We start from the raw sequence: 17,078 nt of genomic DNA, 5'->3' as shown, positions 1-17,078 counted from the left end.
GCGGACGCTGCTACATCCCGGCTGTTGCAGGCTTCCTGGGCGAGACTGTGAAGCCGAGGTCACAGCCCCTGGGCGAAGGTCTCGCAGTACGCGAGGGAAGTCGCTGCCACGCGGAGGTCGCCCCGGGCGGCCGCCCGCCGGCCCACGTCCATAAACACCAGCATGTTCTGCAGCGCGCTGTCCTCGCCGGCGGCCGCGGCCTCGCCGACCCCGGCGAGCATGACGCGGTCGACCTCGTCCAAAACGGCGGCCCACCCGTCGTGTGCCGCCGGGTCCACCCCGGTCAGGGACGTGAGCCACAGGTCCGCGTGTGACTGGAGCCGCTGCTCGGCGGAGCGGTAGTCGAGCACGGTTCCGCACGACATCGCGCCGGGGTCCGGTTGGTCTGCGGCGTCGGGCCAACCGTCGAGGCCCACGGTGTGCACGGGGCACAGGTAAGTGAGCCAGACCGCGCCCGGTCCGTAGTCCTGGGCCGGGCCTTCCCGGAGCACGGTCGCCTGGGCCGGGCACTCCACCACCCTGCGCAGCCCGCCGAGATCGCGGTGGCCGGAGAGCTCCTGGACGATCGACGACAGATCTCCCTGTTCTGCGCCTCCGGCAGGAGGTACCGGTTTCCCTCAGGGTCGGTCACACGGCCTCCATCAGCTGGCGTGCCAGGGCGGCGTAGTACCGACGGGTCCTCGGCGATCTGCTCGTGGTCGGAGGGGTTGAGCTGCTGCCGCACCCGGGCCAGCTCCGCACGCCGGTCACGCCACTGCTCGATCAGCTCTTCGTCCGCAGACGGCTTGCTTCTCTCGGCGTGGATGCGCGCGGTATACGCACCAACTGCGCCGTTGATCGCCTCGATCGCGGCCTCGTAGGCCACGGACTCCTCACTCGACCACTCGAAACCGCCGATCGAGGCAATCACCGGTTCTTCCGGTGATGTTGAAGCAGACATCAGCATCCTCCCCCTTCTAACGATCTTGTATTCCAGTATGTCGACACGTGGGGTGATTGCCTCGGCGGCGGGCGAAGTTGAGGGCGCGGCCATCACGCGTTGGCCTGAAGGGACTCCTTGAGGCCTCCGCCCGGGGCAGCGATCCGGCTGCGTGGTGTGCTCGGGTGGCAGCCGATCGCGCGTCAGCCTGCGCTCCGGAGCACTACAACGGAGCGTTCAGTTCGGCTGTGCGGCGGTCAAGATCCGCAGCCGCCGGGTGAATGGCCGGGACAGTGGCCGCGTCGGAAAGGGCCAGCCACGTCTCGAAATCCTGCTCGCTGCCTGCTGGCGGGGGCAGGATCAGCGGCGGTTCCTGGTGGGTGCCGGTTGCGCAGGCGGCGAGCTGGATGCGGGGGAGGAAGGCGTGGAGGGTGTTGATCCAGTCCGCCTCGGAGAGCTCGCGGCCGGGGGCGTCTTCTCCGGCGTAGATGCGGGTCCAGCCCGTGCAGAGGGTGGTGAGGTGTTCGACGACCGCCGAGTGGCGGTACCAGCAGTACGTGATCTTGTTGTGGAGTTCGAAGGTGGTCCGCATCCAGTCGACCCATACGGCGAGCTCGCGCATGCGCAGCCGGCGTTCCGGTGGGTCCATGGCTGCCCAGACCCAGCGCTGCGGCTCGGGCTTGGGGTGTCCTCCGGGCGGGGCCGGCCACAGGTCGGCGGGGTTGAGCATATCCGCCATGTCCGGTCATATGCACCTTCGGTCAGATGGGTGGGGCTACTTCTTGGCAAGGTCGGCCGCAGGCTCCGCTGGCTGCGCGAGAAGCCTCTTGAGGTCCTTGTCGCGGAACGTGAGCCGCATCTTCACCTTGACCGGCGGCAGGCTTGTGTACTGCGCGATCGCCGTGAAGTCGGGGAGCTGCCGGAGGGAGTGGACTGGGGCGAGGTCGGTCTCGGTGGCGAAGGTGTTGGTGGAGTGCTCGCCTCGGGAGCGGCCGTGGAAGGTCTTCATGACCTCGGTGCGCCCGTACAGGCCGGAGAAGTACCGAAGGGTCTCCAGGTCGCCGCAGCCGGGCAGCAGCATGCGCAGGCCGCTGGCGGACAGGACGGTGTTGGCCTTCTGCGTTCCGAGGGATTCGCGGAGCTTAGACAGGTCGTGCCAGACGGTCAGCAGGGTGATGTCCATGCCCCGCCCGGTGGTGAGGAGGTCACGGACCGGTTCCACCTGTGGCACAACCTCGCCTAGGTAGTCGACAAGACGATCCGCGCCCACCTGCACTGCCTGCGTGCAGCCCCGGCAGCCGATCACAAAGATAAACAGGTGAACTCTCCGACACCGGCTCCCCAGCCCGGATTCCACGACGTCAACGGCCGGGAGCGACGTCTCATTGCGCGAACCATTGAGCGCCACGCGGCGGTCCCACGGGCTTCTGGCCGAGAGCGAGTCGCTTAACGCCATCTCCCGTCGTCTCGGCCTGGTCTTTCGTAGTGTCCGCCGGTTCTCTCGCTCGCAGACCGCTGACGAACTCCTGGCCGGAGCTGTCCGCCGCCCCAGCAAGCTGGACGAATACAAGCCCTACCTGACCGGCCGATGGAACGAGGGGTGCCGCGACGGTGCCCGGCTTCACGAAGAGATCCAGGCCGACGGGTGGAACGGCGCCGCGCACGGTCCAGCGATACCTGAGGGCCTTCCGCGGGCACGCTGCCGCCGAGCCGGCCCCGGCCCCGCCACCGAAGCCCTGCCATCTGACCACCTGGATCATGTCCCACCCTGACAGCGTGGCCCCAGACGACCCTGTCCGCCTCAAGGCAGCTCTTGAGGAATGCCCCGAGCTCCGCGCCCTCGTCGGGCACGTCCGGGACTTCGCCCAGATGATGACCAACCCGGAAGGACACCGACTCGACGACTGGATCGCCGCAGCCACGGCAGACCAGCTGCCCGACCTCTGTTCCTTCGCCCGCGGCCTGCGACACGACCACGCAGCAGTCTCCGCCGGGCTCACGTTGCCCCACAGCTCCGGCGCAGTGGAGGGCACCGTCAACAAGATCAAGATGCTGAAGCGGCAGATGCTCGGCCGAGCAAACTTTGACCTCCTGCGCATCCGGGTTCTCCACGCCCTTTGATCTGTGGGCCGTCACGAGGCCATCCGTGCCTCACACGATCTCGTGTCAGGACGCCGGACTCCCCAAGGTGCCCAGGAATCGCGTGACGGAGGAGTCGAGGAGGCTGCTGAACTCCTCCGGGGTGGCGATCTGCGGGCATTCGGTGGTGACCTCGTCGTCGGTCAGTGCATCGAGGTCTGCCCAGCCGCCTCGGAACAGGACAAGGTGCAGCTCGGTCCAACCATCGGCGCCCAGGACGCGTACGCCGATCGAATCCGGGTCGGCGACGAGGGCCCGATCGGTCTCCAGTCGCGGAGGCCAAGGCGAGGCTTCGTCCCGCCACGTGATCGGTCTTGGGATGAGTCCGGACGCAGTCCAGGCGGGAATGCGTGCGGTGATCATGGCGGCAGCTTGGTCGAGGTCTATGACGTGGTCCATGGAGCGATCTTCGCTTGGTGAAGCTCAACCACGAAGTGCCGGCTGTGTTCTCGTGACAGACATCATGGCTGAGGCACACACACGGTTAACCGCCACAAGATCTGTGCCAGAGCCCCGAAATGTCGGTGGTTGCCGACACCTCGTGTGTCAGAGCTGATCTCGTCGCAGCTGTGCATACGTCTGCTCGCCGTGCGCGTCCGTGATGTCGACGGTGACGGTCTCCCACTCCTCGACGGGTTCCTCCGGGACTACCCCAGCTGGTACTCGGACTCCGCCAGGAGCTGCGCGGTCACCCGCACGCCGGTAAGTTGCCCGGAATGGGCACCAGCTGGCGGGGAGCGTCATTTGAACCGTGCGGTACTCCTGGCCACGGAGCCGCTGACAGGCACAGCGCGGTTCCCTGGAAGAGGAGGGCTACCTCGACGCGGTGTGGCGTTACGAATGCCGCCGCGACGGCCGCTGGACGTCCTAGCCAATGCCTTCACCGGCATCGCGATCTCCAAGTCCGGCGATGACGTGACGGCCTACCAGACCGCCAGCTGACCGACGCCGCATACCCAGCTCCAAGCGTCAAACGTCGGGGCCGGGTACGCGGGCTCGCCGCAGGTGGACTTCGCGTCCTGGACCGACTTCTCCAGCATCGCCATGAGGTCGACGACCTCCGCAGAGGCCGGTGCCTTCTCGGCGGTCGCGGGCAGGGTGCCGGTGCCGCTCTTCGCGGCGATGACCTGCTCCAGCGCGTCCCGGTACTCGTCATGCATCTGGGACAGGTCGCTGCTGGCGAGGGTCTCGGCGAGCCGGACGGCAGCCTCGACCTCGGCATCGGAGACGGCGGTATCGGGCACGGGGACCTGGGGATGGACAATGACTGTCCTAGCTGGGGTTTTCTCTACGACGGGTGGCCGGTGGGTTGCCAGGTGTAGCGGGTGTCGGGTTCGTGTTCGTCGTTACGCTGGCCGTCGGTCTGTTCGACCGCGGTGAAGCCGTGCCGTTCGTAGAACCCCTGCGCCGAGGTATTGGCCTGGAACGTCCACAGCGTCAGCCCGTCCGGCTGCTGCCGCTTGGCCAGCGCCGTGAACCGGTCGCCGAGACCTTGCCCGCGCCAGGCAGGGTCGAGGTAGAGCTGCTTCAGTTCCTCGCCCTTGAGGACCATCACACCGACCACGGTGTTCTCGGCGACCGCCACCCAGGTCTCCTGCTGGGGCACGAGCACCTTGGCGAACCAGTCGCGGATCTCGTGGTCGCTGTGGGCGCAGCGTACGGTCGGCAGCGCCTGGGCAAAGGAGCGCAGCCAGACCTCGGCCGCGGCGTGCGCGTCGGTGTCGACGGCCCGGCGAAGCAGTACATCGCTATGGTCCGCAGCGGGTGGTCTCCTGTCTTCCAGGGCGAATGAGCTCGGGCGGCGGGCTTCTGCCGTCGAGGGTTCGTCTACTTTCCGGGGCGTCCGAGCTGGTGGATGGTCCAGCCGGCCGTGCGCCACGGTTCGGGGTCGAGGGTGGTGCGGCAGTCGACGATGAGGGGCTCGGTGGGGAGGTAGGCGAGGGCCCCGGGGTCGGCCTGCTGGTATTCGGGCCACTCGGTGACGAGGACGACGAGGTCGGCTCCGTCGAGGGACAGCATGAGGCTGTCGGTGTAGTCGAGTTCGGGGTTGCGGGTCATGGCGGTGGTCACGGCCTGGGGGTCGTGGACGGTGACGGTGGCGCCGGCCTGCTGGAGGGTGTGGGCCAGGGCGAGGGCGGGGGATTCGCGGACGTCGTTGGTGCCGGGCTTGAACGCCGCTCCCCACACCGTGACGCGGGCGCCCGTGAGGGGCCGGCCCGCCAGGGCGCCGGTGATGAGGTCCATGGCGGTGTCGGTGCGGGACTCGTTGATCTCTTCGGCGGCGCGCAGGAGGGTGGCGGCTTTGTCGGCGCCGAGCTGGCGGGCGGAGGCGGTGAAGGCGCGGACGTCCTTGGGGAGGCAGCCGCCGCCGTAGCCGATGCCGGGGCGCATGCCGCCACTTCCGATGCGCGGGTCGATGCCGAGGATGTCGACGATCTGGGAGACGTCGCCGCCGGCGGCCTGGCACATGTCGGCGACGGCGTTGATGTAGCTGATCTTCAGGCCGAGGAAGGTGTTCGCCGCGCCCTTGGCGAGTTCGGCGGTCGCGGGGTCGGTGACGAAGATCGGGACGCCGGCGTCGAGGATGGGGGCGTAGACGGCGCGGATCGCTTTCTCGGCCTCGGCGGTGGTCAGGCCGGCGATGATGCGGTCCGGGCACAGGGTGTCCCCCACGGCGTGGCTCGGGTAGGGCGTACCGGCGGGACTCGGCGACGGCACGTACGCCGCCGAGCCCCTCGACTGACCCCAGCCTCAAGGAGAAGAACCCATGCCGTACACCCCATTACTCACCCCCGAGCAGCGCCTCGCGTCCGCCAAGCGCGACCTCGGCCTGCCGGTCATCGTCGCGATCTGCGGCTCCACCCGGTTCATGGCCGAGATGGTGGAGGCCGACGTTCGGGAGACCGTCGCCGGCCGGATCGTGGTCAAGCCGGGCTGTGACTTGAAGGGGCCGCACCTGTTGTGGGCCGACCCGGCCCAGGCCGAGGAGCTCAAGCACGACCTCGACGACCTGCACCAGGCCAAGATCCGGCTCGCCGACGAGGTCCTCGTCGTCGGCGACTACGTCGGTGAGTCCACGACCTCCGAGATCCGCTACGCGCGGGCCCTGGGCAAGCCGGTGCGCTTCACCCACCCCGCCGTGGACCCCGACCAGGAGCTTGAGCTGCCGGTCGTGACCCACGCGCTCCGCTTCCTCGACACCACCGCCACCATCACCGTGCCGGCCGTGGAGCCGGTGCCGCCGGACTGACCAGACAGCGGGCGGACTCTGGCAGAGTGGGGCTGGCTGTTCGCCCCCGGTGGTTGATGACTGCGGCCCGTACGACCGATGGGACAGGAGAGCATGATGAAGGATCAGAACGCGGTACTTGCCGGTGTGGAGCAGGCCTCATGGTCAGCTGAGGACGGCACGGCGTACGAGGTTGCCCTGGAAGGGATCAACCACGTGGTGGGTGCCTACTCCGGACTGATCGGCCGGGCCGAGAAGGCGGGCGATGCCGCGCGCGCCGGTGAGCTGGCAGCCGAGCAGGGCGAATGGGCCGCCCGGCGGAAGACCCTCACCCCGAATGACAGGGCAGCGGTGGACGCGGTCACCACCGAGGCGGCACAGAAGCTGGCGCAGCTGCGGAACGCCCGGTGACGGAGGTCGACCGCACCCGCTACGTCCTGTCCGAGGCCGAGAACGAGCGGATCTTCCGCGAGCGGGTCATCCCACAGCAGCTGGTCGGTACGCCGCAGCAGCGGCCCATCGCCGTCATCGTGTCGGGGCAGACCGGGGCAGGCAAGACCGCGATCACCTCCGCAGTGACCAGGGCGCTGGCGGCCCGGGGGGAAGCCGTCAACATCAACCTGGACCCTGCAAGCCGCACCACCCGATGTTCGACGAGCTGATGGCGGCGGACGACGCCACCGCCGGCGCCTACACGAGCATCGACGGCAACAAGTGGATGGAGAAGTCCGAGGCATACGCCATCGAGCAACGCTTCGACATCATCATGGAGTCGGCGATGCGCGACCCTCGCGACTTCGAGGAGCCCGCCGCCAGGCTGTGGGCGGCGAACTACTGGATCGAGGTCCCCGTGGTCGCCGTCCACGACTCGGAGAGCTCCTTGGGCGCCCTGGACCGCGATCTCCAGCAGGTCGACGCCTTCGGCCAGGGCCGGAAGATCGACCCCGCCGGCCAGGTGCGCCGGAGCGCTGCTCGTGGCCGGCTGCCGGGGCCAGCCTGTCCCAAGCGTTGCGCACGGCGCACCGCCGACACGTCTCCAGGCCACCGGCCCGGCCTGGTGAAATCGCCATCGAAGACATCTGCCCGAGCCCCCAGCCCCTGGCTATGTCGATGAGTGAGGACTCATCGATGTTGATCAACCGGCCCGCTCCACACGCCTCCCAAACTTCTCGACGAATGACTCCCCCGGAAGTCGTCATGGCCAAGCCCCCTCAGGCGGCGGGCCGTGCCGAGGGATCAGCGGCTCAGAGACTCAGGCCGTAGGCGGTGTGGAGCTGTACGAGGACGTGGCGGCGGTCGCTCTCGTGAGCGCTGACGCGGTCGCGGACCGCCTCCGCGGCACGAGGGTCGGCCGCGATGCCGCGCTCGGTAGCCCGCTTGCCTCTGGAGCTCTGGCAGCTACCAGGCAGGAGAGAAGCAACCTACGTAGCCAGTTCAAGCGACCTGCGGACTGTCAGTGGCTCTCCCTACGCTTCCAGCCGTGAACATGGATGATCTTTCATGGCAGTCCGGCAACTACGGAGGGTTTGTCGTGGGCGAATGGTCGCCGGAGGTGCTTGAGGTCCTCGGGGCTTCGGGATGGACGGCTGGCAGGCGGGTGGACACGACTGGCTGGCGGTCCATGTTCGAAGGAGCCGGCATCGTCATGCACGACGCTGCGGAGACGTTCCTGCGGGAGTTCGGAGGGCTAACGGTGAGCATCGGCGGCCCGGGAATCAGCCGTGCTCGCGAACCGTTCGAACTGGACCCAGAGCTGGCGTGGGGAGAGGAGGACCGGTTCTCTGAGTGGAGCGACGAGTTGGGGAGAGAGCTCTTTCCGCTCGGTGAGCTCGATCACGGCCGATTCTTTCTCGGTATCGACGAACGCAGTGAGATCTACCTTGTCGAGACGTGGGTAGCCAGCTTCGGGTCAATGCCGCACGCCCTTGAGAATCTGATCCTCGGCGTGATGCCCCGCAGGATCGACCAGGGACACCAGTAGCCGGATCGGGCGTGAAAGCAAGGTCACCTGGCGAGCAGGACGCGTGTACGGAGGAGTTCGAAGCCTGCGCGGCCGAACATCTGGCGCTTCAGCCTCGTGATCCGGTTGACGTGGCCCTCGACGACTCCGGAGTTCCACTGCTGCGAGAGTCCGGCGGTGACGGCGTCCAGGTCGCGCTCCAGGTGCCGGGCGAATCACTGGAGGCTGGGCAGTTCGGAGGTGGTCGCGGCTTCGATCCACGCAGGCAGCTGGTGTCCCTGTAACTGGGTGAGCATGTGGGCGAAGGAGCGGACGTGTCCGGCGAGTGCGTCCAGTTCGGGGCAGTTCGCCAGTACGTCCTTGAGCTGGATCCTGTCGCTCTCGGTCAACGCTTCGGGACGGGTGAGGGTCCAGCGGGTGACGGTGCGGGCGGATGGCGGCCGGGGGCCGACTGGCTGGGGTTTGCCGCGTAGATTCCGGCTGACGTAGGCGCGAACGTTGCCATAGCCGTCCGGGTAGCCCTGCTCCTTGAACTCCTCCCATGGTTTCCAGGCGTTGGTGCAGCCCTCTTGCCATCGCTGGTCGAGGTAGGACTCTCGACATCCCAGAGCGTGAGGGAGCCATCAAGGCCTCCCACGGCTGCCGTCGTCGTGTCCCTGGACGTGGTCAGCGCGAGCGCATGGACCCGTCCGCGATACGCCGCCAGCACCTGTCGTGGTGTGCCGTGCGAGTCCCATACGCGTACTGCACCGGTCGCGCCCTCGGAGACAAGGACGGTTCCCTCTGCCGCAGAGGCTGCTGCCAGGGCCGTCGGCCAGTCGTCCTGGGCAGGCCATGAGTGCAGGACGCGCCCGGCCTCGACGTCCCAGGTCTTGATCGTGCCGTCGTAGGAGCATGAGGCCAGGACAGCTCGGTCCTCCAGGTGAAGGAAGGCCAGTCCGGTCACGGCCGCGCTGTGGCCAGACAGGGCCTGAGTCGGGGCGCCGGTGGTGATGTCCCATACCCTGACCATGTGGTCGGAGCCTGCTGCGGCCACCAGCCCCCGGCCGTGGGCGTCGGTGATAGCCCCGGTGTTGACCCACTTCAGCTTCGGAGCGAAGGTGCGCAGCCTCTTACCCGTATCGGTGTTCCAGATCCGCACCGTCCCGTCATCTCCGCCGGAGACGAGCAGGTTCAGGCCGCTGACGCGGACGGTGCCAGCGCATTGACCGCTTGGTCGTGCCCGGTCAGGGCGCCAAGTTCGGCTCCATCCCGGCCACCCCAGCCGCAGACGTTGCCGTCGTCGCCGCCCGAGTAAAGCAATTCGTCGTCGTTCAGGACGCTGCTTGTCGCGACCGCACGGACAGCGCCGTGGCCTCCTCGCGCGTGCGGCAGCCCCTCGTCGCCCGTCAAGTCCCAGGCCCACAGGGTGTTGTCGTCGCCGCCCGTCAGCAGGAGGTCGCGCTCGCCATCCGCTCGCAGTGCCAGGGCTCGGATGGGCTGTCCCGCTTCGGCGGTCTCTCCCAGCAGTTTTAGGGGGTCGACCGAGAAGACGCCGAATCCGCCGCCGCTGCGGGCCGGCGCGAACGCCGGCTGCCCGCCGACCGTCCCGAAGGCAGCGGCGGCCTCCTGCCCCGGCAGACCGTCCTCCGCCGTGGCCTGGCGCCGGTGTGTCAGCGGGGGGGTGCCCCTAAGTCTTTGGTCAAGGTGATCGGGTGGCAGTGTGGCTGTCATGAGTGATGACGTGCCTGTTCGAGAGTCGGCAGGCGAGAGCATGCGGCCGTGCGACTTCTGCGGTCATCCGGTCGTGATGGACTCGGTCGACGAGCGGGACTGCCCTGTGTGCGGCGAGGCCGCTGAAGATCAGCCGGCTGAGGCTGGCCGGGGTTCGTAGAAGGTTCCGTCGCGGAGCATGGCGAAGAGGACGTCGGCCCGGCGTCTGGCGAGGCAGAGCAGTGCCTGCGTGTGGTGTTTGCCCTGGCTGACCTTCTTGTCGTAGTAGGCCCGGGAGGCCGGGTCGCCCAGGGCGGCGAACGCGGAGAGGAAGAAGGCCCGTTTGAGCTGCTTGTTGCCCCTTCGGGAGGGCTGTTCGCCGCGGATCGATGAGCCCGAACTCCGGGTCGCGGGGGCGAGTCCGGCGTAGGCGGCGAGGTGGCAGGCGGTCGGGAAGGTGCTGCCGTCGCCGACCTCGATCAGGATGCGGGCTCCGGTCCTGACTCCGACTCCAGGCATCGAGGTCAGGACCTTCGAAAGAGGGTGGGCGTCCAGGAGTTCCTCGATCCGTCCGGCCAGCAGCTTCCGCTGATCGAGCACGGCCGTCAGCGAGGCGGCCAGGCTTGGGACGATCAGCGCGGCCGCCTCGGTGCCCGGGACGGTGACGGTCTGTTCGTCCAGCGCGGCGAAGATCTCCTCCACGAGCCGCTCAGCCATCCTCGGCGCCTTGGGCCGTAGCAGGGTGACCAGCCGTCGACGGCCTGCCTTGCGTATCTGGGCCGGGGAGCCGAACCGTTCCAGCAGGGCCAGGACGGCCGGGTGCTGCAATCGCGGCCCCAGCACCCGCTCCAGCGACGGATGGATCTGCGTCAGCAGGCCATGGAGCCGGTTCGCGGCCCTGGTGGCTTCGCCGGCCAGGTCGTCGTCGAACCCGACGATCATCTCCAGCTCGGCGATCGTCTCGTCCTCGCCGTCGATCGCCCGCAGCGTGTGCGGCATCGCGCGGGCGGCGTCGGCGATGATGAAGGCGTCCCTCGCATCCGTTTTGGCCTCGCCGGGGTAGAGGTCGGCGATCCGCCGCATCGTCAGGCCCGGCAGGTAGGCGACCGGGCAACCCATGCCCCGGGCGACCGCCAGCGGCAGGGCGCCGATCGAGGCCGGCTGGTCGACCACGACCAGCACCATTCCGTGCTTGGCCTGGAGTTTCGCGAACAGCTCGCGGAGCTTGGGTTCGGTGTTGGGCAGGCGCTTGTCGAATGCCTTCTTCCCGGTCGGTGTGACGGCGGTGGCGTGGTGTTCGCCCTTGCCGACGTCCAGGCCGAGGAAGACGTCGATATCGCCGGTGTCGATCACGTGCAGGCCCCTCCATCACGCTTTCGTCCGGCCTTGCCTCGGCACCGAGCTGCCACATCCACGTTACGGAGAGCTCTTCCGGCTCGGGTGAAGCCGGTGCTCAAGCCCCTCATCAGCGGTCCGTCGATGCCTCCGGGCCCGGTGACACCACCCCCCGGATCATGAACAACAAGGGGGGGGAAGTCATGCCGGACCCGAAGGCCGGTAGCCCCATTGCGGAGCCACGAAGACGGTAACGGGGGGGGAAGACTGTTGGTGACTGCCGTCGAGGGGATGCCGCTGATCTGGGCGATCAGCGAGTCCAGGAGCTCACCGACGCCGGCAGCGGCTGCTTGTCCCCAAAGCACCGTTCGCTGTAACGGGGCGCCACCGTGCACCTCAAGGCGGCGGTAGCTCGATTCCTGAGCGGGCCGGGTGGTCGGGGCCGCCTCGGAGGGCAAGTGTTCCGCCGCCTTCCACAAGCGGCTCCACACAACGTCTTCGGCGCGCGGTCCGAGAACGCCGGGTCGCTCCATGTTCGTAGGCGAGGTGCGCGTACCCGTCATCGGACAGGTCGCGCGTGAAACGTTACGGAGAACCCTCTCGCAGCTACGCCCCAACGACCTCGCACTGAAGTCGGGAGGTGGCGGGCTGAGAGGGGACGGTCGGGAAGGATGACATGGTTTCGGTCTCCTTTCGTCAGCGGGGGGATGCATGAACGCTCGGCTTCTGCTGCCGGGGCGCAGGCCTGGCGGCAGAAGCCGCAGCAGGAATGACGACCGGTGGGTCCTGTGGCCCGCCGGACCACAGCCAAAGCGCGCCAGGGGGCGCTGTGCCGTGCAGGTAGGCGAGGAGCGGCTCGGCGCGCCGGCGGGAGGGGTGCGCGGCCACTCGGGCTACAGCCTCGCCGAAGGGGACCCATGCGGCCTCTCGGACCAGTTCATCAGGATCCCGGGGGCCCAGCGTCCCCTGCACACTTCCCGCAAGGAAGGTGAAAACGCTCCACGTGCCATCCCAGGCCGGATCGCCGGTGACCACGTGCTGCGAGACGCAGACCAGGCTCGTCGGCCCTGTCAGCGTGAGGCCGGTTTCCTCGTAGACCTCCCGGGCGACGGCATCATGCGCCAGCTCCCCCACCTCGGCCACGCCGCCGGGGAAAACCCACTGTTCGCTCTCTCCGGCCAGACGCTCGCGCACCATCAGCAGGCAGCCGTTCTGCTCGACTATGGCCGACACTATGGTTTTTGACGGTTTTGACACCGAACCTCCCTTCTTTCAGCCTACAGGAATGGCACTTCGGCACGGTGTGCGATATGCCAACTCGCTTTGAGGGTAACAGGGTTGGACGACCGTAACTTCACAAAGCGACAGTTGACACAAACCGAAGCGAATCAGGGTGGCCCTCGCCCCCGAGAGAGGCCCACCCATTACGCAAGCCCCCTCGTGAGCAAGGAGTGTGACACGTCGGACACCAACGAACCCGCGAATTCTCCGCCCCCAGATATATTCCGCGCCGCCGAGGTCCATTATGAGGACCTGCGGGTCTCCGAAATCTCCGCCACCGGCCAGGGAATCCCATCGGAAGACTTCGCAGGTCGGGAGAAAATGGCCGTGGTCCGCTCTTGAGGAGGTTTTCGATGGACCATCCCGCCGCGTGAAGGAACAGGTGGCCTCTGCTGGCCCAGAATTTTTCCAGCAGGTCAAGGACCGGACGTTACGCGACCCTGCGTATGAGCCCTCCTACGTCGGCGGAGAACTGGACCGCAAGAACCTCCGAATGTACGAGTGGCAGCGGGGAGAGTTCGGCGAGAACCGCGAAACTCGGGCGCGGGCCGCGGTCGAGCGGGTCATGCAAGCCAGCAGGTCGGACGACGCAGACGCGCCGGCGTTGAAGTACACACTGCTGTGGGTGCGCGACAACCGCGACAAGGCCGCCTTCATGGACACGAAGCCGGAGATCCTCAAGCAGTCCATCGAGGTGCTGCGCGCCACAGATCCGGACCGCAAGATCTTCTTCATCGGAGACGACCCGGCCGCATGGCAGGCCAGACGCAGAATGGGCGAACAACGACCTACGGCTGGGACCAAGCGGGCAACCTCCTCACCACGGCCGCGCCCACCACCCCGGCCACCACAGAAACCCGGACGTACGACCAGGCCGGCCGCATGGCCTCCATGAGCGAAGGCCCCGGGGCCCGCCAGCTCGCCCGCGACGCATCCGGACGCGTCACCACCGAGACCTACAAGGACACAACGACCACCGGCTATCCCAAGCGCTATGAGTACGACGACGCCGGCCGGGTTGCCCGCGTCTGCAGCGACAGCACCGTCAACGTCTCCTGCCTGCCAGGCACAACCGGCGAACGGGAAACCTACGACAAGGCCGGCAACCGCCCGACAGCCACGTCGGGTTCCACGACCACAACCGGTACCTACGACGCCGCGGACCAGATGGTTCGCTCCACCACTGGTGGCGCGAGCATCGACTTCACCTACGACGCCGACGGCAACCGCACCGCCGCCAAGAAGAACGGCACCCTCCAACGCTCCACCCAGTGGGATGTGAACGCCAGCATCTCCCGGGCCGCCACCGACCTGAGCGCCACTGACGCCCTGCTCAGCAGCTACCACTACGGCCCTCTCGGCGAGCCCCAGTCCCTCGACGCGAGCACCTCGAGCTTCTACTACCTCCACGACCGCCAGAACTCCATCACGGCAGTCCGTGACCTCAACAACGTCGACACCTACACGTACAGCCAGGGCACCTGGGGCAACGTCATAGGCACCGCCGGCGGTGGAACCCAGCAGCGCAGCTCCTTCGGCTACAACGACACGATCAATGACCCCGTCAACCAGTCGGCCCCAGGCGGAGCATGCCCCCTCTGCGTGAGCGCCGGCATCGGCGCAGCGTTCGGAGCGGTGGTCGAAGGCGGCGTCTACAGCTGGCAACACCGCAACGGCGGCTTCACCGCCGGAGGATTCGGCAAGGCAGTGGGGAAGGGCGCCCTGGTCGGGGGCCTCGCCGGCCTCCTTATGCCCGGCACAGGCAGCCTCGCAGCCCGATCACTCGGCCTGACCGGTGGACGGGCACTCGCGACATCCACAGCTGTAAACGCTACGGTGGGCGCGGGCCCCTCATATGCAGTCAACGGAGTCAACTGCCGCCCGACCGACCCTTGTGATCTCCTTCTCGGCGCGGCCGGGGGAGGCAACAGCAGCTTCATCGGCCCCGCATTCCAGTGGCTTCGCGGTATGTGGGCACCACGCACAGTAGTGCACGCATATGCACCACTGCGAGGGTATGTGATCCGCAGACTGAGGCCTGGTGAGGTTCCGTCAAATGGCCTCGTCACACCGGGCATCAACCACGAAGTCCAGGCGTGGCAACGCGTAGTACAAGATAACGACTCGCCGTGGATCTCCCTAACAAGGGATCCGGATATCTCCTACTCCAAGTACGGGGGTGACGTCAACGGAACGGTCGCTATCGACCTCAGTCGCGTGGATTCAGAGATGCTCGATGCAGCCGCCCACCTCCCGACTCACTCACACGGGTACTACGATTTCGCAAAGGATGCATCCTTCCGCGACAGGGAGATCCTGGTCAAATTTAAGGTGGGCGCTGAGACTGCGGTGAAGCACTGCCCGGCTGATACAGCATTCGAGCAGGTTCTGGAGGACATATCCAACTTCTCCTCACTGTAGGTCGGGGTGGGCTGGGCTCATGCAAGTCCTTGAGCCCAGCCCGCTGGCATCCAGTTCGTACGCTCCAGTGGAGGTTGTCCCTGGTGAGTCAGCAGTGGCGTTTGATGACAGAGGCTAAGGAAATTGGCATTCTTGAGCTTATCGAGATTGATCAGCCTTGGTTTCGATGCGCGTTCAGGCCAGGCCCGGAGTGGAATGGACTGGAATCTCTATTCGAAAGCCAGGCTTCTGCCGTCGACGCAAGTGATGACCGAATGATGATGAAGACGATTTCAGCCGTGAGGAGCCTTGACCTCCAACTAGCCCCGATCGGCGAGGGAGATCTGATCAGCCCGGTGATAATTCAGATCCGCGACGGGAAAGCGAGCTTCAGGTACTAGAATCTTTGCGCGAAGAATAGGCACTCGTGAAATCGAACCTTCCTGCCGAGCAGTCATCAAGTGCTGGCCAGCCGGAACGAGCAAAGAAGAGACACTGCGAGACTTGGGGGGAATTGATTCAGACACAGGCCGCCGAGACCAAGCCTGCCCGCTGGAAGATGTACGTGGGCGGAGAGCCGGTCGGTATCCTGCGCTTGTCCATCGTCGACCAGACCTCGAGCACATGCAGCTTCGAACCCCTCGAAGACTGGGCAACAGTCCGTGATCTCTTCGAAGTCCAGAACCAAGCCATCCAGGAGGGATTTCCAGAGGACAAGGGCTGGGCGACCAAGGAAATCCGTCAGCGCGGAGTGGAACTCCACCCGCTGGATGAAGACAGCGGTGCGGTGATCACGCCGTTCATGATCTACGTGTCGGGGCACGAGGCACGATTCCGCCCCTGAACCAAGGCATCGGCAGACGCGGCCCTGTGACTGAGCGCTTCACTTGGCGGGTCTCGCCAAGTGAAGCGCTCAGGACGTGGCGGCGGCCGCCGGGAACTCGTCGATGTCGAAATACGCCGCGCGTTCGAGCACGGTCCGGGCAGGCGCACAAGGGGCTGCTGACCGCCGCTGACGTCGATCCCGTGGAGCAACCGCAGGCCGCGCTCGCCTTGCTCGACGAGCGTTCCGGATACCTGGAGTGGGCGCGGCTCTTCGCGGCGCATCCGGATGTCGAGCGCCGGGAGAATCTGGCCGCCTGCCCCGGACTTCCGCCTGATGTGGTGGAGACGCTCGCTGCCGACTCGGACGTACGGGTCGTCGCCCAGCTCGCGTCGTGGACGACGCCGGACATGGCCTGGATGCACGGGCCGGACGTGCGGTCTGTTCCGTGCCGGTAGAGGTGTTCCAGGAGCCGCAGGGCGTCGTTGCCGGTGGCGAGGATCCGGGTCTCGGGCCTGGTGGGGTTCTTGCCCGGGCGGACCGGCCGAGCGTAGCGGCGCCCCCCGTCCTCATCGACCAGCCCGTCCAGCAGGTGAGGGGAGATGCCGGCGATCTCCTCGAGTGCGGATCGGACCGCCTCGGTGATCAGCTCCAGGCGGGTCAGGTCGCGGACCGCGGTCATGACGTGGGTGGAGTCGGTGCGCCGGGTGGTGCGCTCTTGCACCAGGTCGGCCTCCTTGAGGCGGGCGAGCGCGAGGTCGAGGAGGCGGTCGGCACGGTCCCCTTCGGCGGGACGAGCTCGGAAGTCGGCCGGCACGCTGTGGTGGAACCCGGGGGCGTCCCGCTCCATGGCCATCGCGTATTCGAAGTCGATGCGGCAGCGGACGGCCTCGGCGGCCTGCCGGTCCGACAGGCCGAGCAGGAACTGCAGCACACAGACGGTGGCCAGCTGAGCGGGTGAGAGACCCGGGCGCCCGTCGTGCGGGTAGCAGTCGGCAAAGTCCTCGTCGCGCCGCGGACGCTTCAGCCGGTCTCTCACCCACATCCCCGTGATGCCGGCCGGGTTGCTCGCCCGCGCGATCTGCGCCGTCAGAGAAGGGGCTTGCTCACCGAAACGGGGGCGGAGGGACAACGAGCACCTCGACGACCGCATGGGCCACTGGAACAGCCCGAGCACGGCCGTTGATCATGCTCCCGCACTGAAGAACTCCAAGATCCCCGACTGTGAGGATGGGGCGGCACCGCTCGAGGGTCTGACCCGATCCCCGATTGACGCTTCGGCTGTCCTCACTCTGAATCG

At 67.3% G+C, this 17,078-nt stretch carries 20 protein-coding genes and 3 pseudogenes; 11 read left to right on the top strand and 12 right to left on the bottom strand.

Features of this window, described 5'->3' with window-relative positions; all coding sequences use genetic code 11:
- Positions 1 to 59: 59 nt before the first annotated feature.
- The 3 genes from ACIPW5_RS37885 to ACIPW5_RS37875 all read right to left on the bottom strand — a co-directional run bounded on the left by ACIPW5_RS37885 (position 60) and on the right by ACIPW5_RS37875 (position 2,141).
- A complete protein-coding gene (locus ACIPW5_RS37885) occupies positions 60 to 425 on the bottom strand; it encodes a hypothetical protein (protein ID WP_401255428.1) in 366 nt (121 codons plus the stop codon).
- 717 nt (positions 426 to 1,142) lie between these two features.
- A complete protein-coding gene (locus ACIPW5_RS37880; RefSeq protein WP_401255426.1) occupies positions 1,143 to 1,658 on the bottom strand; it encodes a hypothetical protein in 516 nt (171 codons plus the stop codon).
- A 36-nt stretch (positions 1,659 to 1,694) separates the two neighbouring features.
- Positions 1,695 to 2,141, bottom strand: coding sequence for a TraM recognition domain-containing protein (locus ACIPW5_RS37875; protein ID WP_401255423.1), 447 nt, complete (start codon positions 2,139 to 2,141; stop codon positions 1,695 to 1,697).
- 536 nt (positions 2,142 to 2,677) lie between these two features.
- Between ACIPW5_RS37875 and ACIPW5_RS37870 the strand changes: the two genes are divergently transcribed.
- Complete coding sequence (locus ACIPW5_RS37870) at positions 2,678 to 3,040, top strand: transposase (RefSeq protein ID WP_401255420.1); 363 nt, start codon at positions 2,678 to 2,680, stop codon at positions 3,038 to 3,040.
- Between the two features lie 45 nt (positions 3,041 to 3,085).
- Here ACIPW5_RS37870 and ACIPW5_RS37865 read toward each other — a convergent pair whose 3' ends face one another.
- The 4 genes from ACIPW5_RS37865 to ACIPW5_RS37850 all read right to left on the bottom strand — a co-directional run bounded on the left by ACIPW5_RS37865 (position 3,086) and on the right by ACIPW5_RS37850 (position 5,776).
- Complete coding sequence (locus tag ACIPW5_RS37865) at positions 3,086 to 3,457, bottom strand: hypothetical protein (protein WP_401255417.1); 372 nt, start codon at positions 3,455 to 3,457, stop codon at positions 3,086 to 3,088.
- A 524-nt stretch (positions 3,458 to 3,981) separates the two neighbouring features.
- Positions 3,982 to 4,302: a hypothetical protein gene (locus ACIPW5_RS37860; protein WP_401255414.1), complete on the bottom strand. Its 321-nt coding sequence runs from the start codon at positions 4,300 to 4,302 to the stop codon at positions 3,982 to 3,984.
- A 44-nt stretch (positions 4,303 to 4,346) separates the two neighbouring features.
- Complete coding sequence (locus ACIPW5_RS37855) at positions 4,347 to 4,937, bottom strand: GNAT family N-acetyltransferase (RefSeq protein WP_401255411.1); 591 nt, start codon at positions 4,935 to 4,937, stop codon at positions 4,347 to 4,349.
- Complete coding sequence (locus tag ACIPW5_RS37850; protein ID WP_401255408.1) at positions 4,886 to 5,776, bottom strand: nucleotide sugar dehydrogenase; 891 nt, start codon at positions 5,774 to 5,776, stop codon at positions 4,886 to 4,888. Before ACIPW5_RS37850 ends, ACIPW5_RS37855 begins: the two co-directional genes overlap by 52 nt.
- Positions 5,777 to 5,825: 49 nt before the next feature.
- Here ACIPW5_RS37850 and ACIPW5_RS37845 point away from each other — a divergent pair.
- The 5 genes and pseudogenes from ACIPW5_RS37845 to ACIPW5_RS37825 all read left to right on the top strand — a co-directional run.
- A pseudogene (locus tag ACIPW5_RS37845) lies at positions 5,826 to 6,212 on the top strand (hypothetical protein); the annotation flags it as partial.
- 192 nt (positions 6,213 to 6,404) lie between these two features.
- Positions 6,405 to 6,698: a hypothetical protein gene (locus tag ACIPW5_RS37840; protein WP_401255405.1), complete on the top strand. Its 294-nt coding sequence runs from the start codon at positions 6,405 to 6,407 to the stop codon at positions 6,696 to 6,698.
- A complete protein-coding gene (locus tag ACIPW5_RS37835) occupies positions 6,695 to 6,949 on the top strand; it encodes a zeta toxin family protein (protein ID WP_401255402.1) in 255 nt (84 codons plus the stop codon). The genes ACIPW5_RS37840 and ACIPW5_RS37835 overlap by 4 nt, the downstream gene beginning before the upstream one ends.
- Positions 6,934 to 7,401 (top strand): zeta toxin family protein, encoded by a 468-nt coding sequence (locus ACIPW5_RS37830; RefSeq protein ID WP_401255400.1) that lies wholly within the window; start codon positions 6,934 to 6,936, stop codon positions 7,399 to 7,401. The genes ACIPW5_RS37835 and ACIPW5_RS37830 overlap by 16 nt, the downstream gene beginning before the upstream one ends.
- A 372-nt stretch (positions 7,402 to 7,773) precedes the next feature.
- Positions 7,774 to 8,268 (top strand): SUKH-3 domain-containing protein, encoded by a 495-nt coding sequence (locus ACIPW5_RS37825; protein WP_401255510.1) that lies wholly within the window; start codon positions 7,774 to 7,776, stop codon positions 8,266 to 8,268.
- A 364-nt stretch (positions 8,269 to 8,632) separates the two neighbouring features.
- On the opposite strand, the gene ACIPW5_RS37820 is transcribed toward ACIPW5_RS37825, so the two are convergent.
- The 4 genes from ACIPW5_RS37820 to ACIPW5_RS37805 all read right to left on the bottom strand — a co-directional run bounded on the left by ACIPW5_RS37820 (position 8,633) and on the right by ACIPW5_RS37805 (position 12,507).
- On the bottom strand, positions 8,633 to 9,418 hold the full coding sequence (locus tag ACIPW5_RS37820; protein WP_401255508.1) for a hypothetical protein: 786 nt from the start codon (positions 9,416 to 9,418) through the stop codon (positions 8,633 to 8,635).
- A gap of 2 nt (positions 9,419 to 9,420) precedes the next feature.
- Positions 9,421 to 9,960, bottom strand: a complete 540-nt coding sequence (locus ACIPW5_RS37815; RefSeq protein WP_401255397.1) for a WD40 repeat domain-containing protein — start codon at positions 9,958 to 9,960, stop codon at positions 9,421 to 9,423.
- A 129-nt stretch (positions 9,961 to 10,089) separates the two neighbouring features.
- Positions 10,090 to 11,292 carry an IS110 family transposase gene (locus tag ACIPW5_RS37810; RefSeq protein WP_401255394.1) on the bottom strand — a complete coding sequence of 401 codons (1,203 nt, stop codon included), beginning with the start codon at positions 11,290 to 11,292 and terminating at the stop codon, positions 10,090 to 10,092.
- Between the two features lie 678 nt (positions 11,293 to 11,970).
- Entirely contained in the window at positions 11,971 to 12,507 is a 537-nt protein-coding gene (locus tag ACIPW5_RS37805; RefSeq protein ID WP_401255391.1) for an NUDIX hydrolase, read from the bottom strand.
- Positions 12,508 to 12,925: 418 nt separating this feature from the next.
- On the opposite strand from ACIPW5_RS37805, the gene ACIPW5_RS37800 reads away from it, so the two are divergent.
- The 5 genes and pseudogenes from ACIPW5_RS37800 to ACIPW5_RS37780 all read left to right on the top strand — a co-directional run.
- A complete protein-coding gene (locus ACIPW5_RS37800) occupies positions 12,926 to 13,450 on the top strand; it encodes a hypothetical protein (protein WP_401255388.1) in 525 nt (174 codons plus the stop codon).
- Positions 13,438 to 14,976 carry a hypothetical protein gene (locus ACIPW5_RS37795; protein ID WP_401255386.1) on the top strand — a complete coding sequence of 513 codons (1,539 nt, stop codon included), beginning with the start codon at positions 13,438 to 13,440 and terminating at the stop codon, positions 14,974 to 14,976. Before ACIPW5_RS37800 ends, ACIPW5_RS37795 begins: the two co-directional genes overlap by 13 nt.
- An 83-nt stretch (positions 14,977 to 15,059) precedes the next feature.
- Positions 15,060 to 15,356, top strand: a complete 297-nt coding sequence (locus ACIPW5_RS37790; protein ID WP_401255383.1) for a hypothetical protein — start codon at positions 15,060 to 15,062, stop codon at positions 15,354 to 15,356.
- Positions 15,357 to 15,382: 26 nt separating this feature from the next.
- Positions 15,383 to 15,799 carry a hypothetical protein gene (locus tag ACIPW5_RS37785; protein ID WP_401255380.1) on the top strand — a complete coding sequence of 139 codons (417 nt, stop codon included), beginning with the start codon at positions 15,383 to 15,385 and terminating at the stop codon, positions 15,797 to 15,799.
- A 143-nt stretch (positions 15,800 to 15,942) separates the two neighbouring features.
- Positions 15,943 to 16,194 (top strand): annotated as a pseudogene (locus ACIPW5_RS37780) (hypothetical protein); the annotation flags it as partial.
- Between the two features lie 404 nt (positions 16,195 to 16,598).
- Here the strand turns inward: ACIPW5_RS37780 and ACIPW5_RS37775 are convergent.
- A pseudogene (locus tag ACIPW5_RS37775) lies at positions 16,599 to 16,823 on the bottom strand (transposase); the annotation flags it as partial.
- Between the last annotated feature and the right edge of the window lie 255 nt (positions 16,824 to 17,078).

The sequence above is a fragment of the Streptomyces sp. NPDC090077 genome (assembly GCF_044747545.1).
Taxonomy (GTDB): domain Bacteria; phylum Actinomycetota; class Actinomycetes; order Streptomycetales; family Streptomycetaceae; genus Streptomyces.
This window is presented reverse-complemented; position numbering and strand designations above follow the sequence as displayed.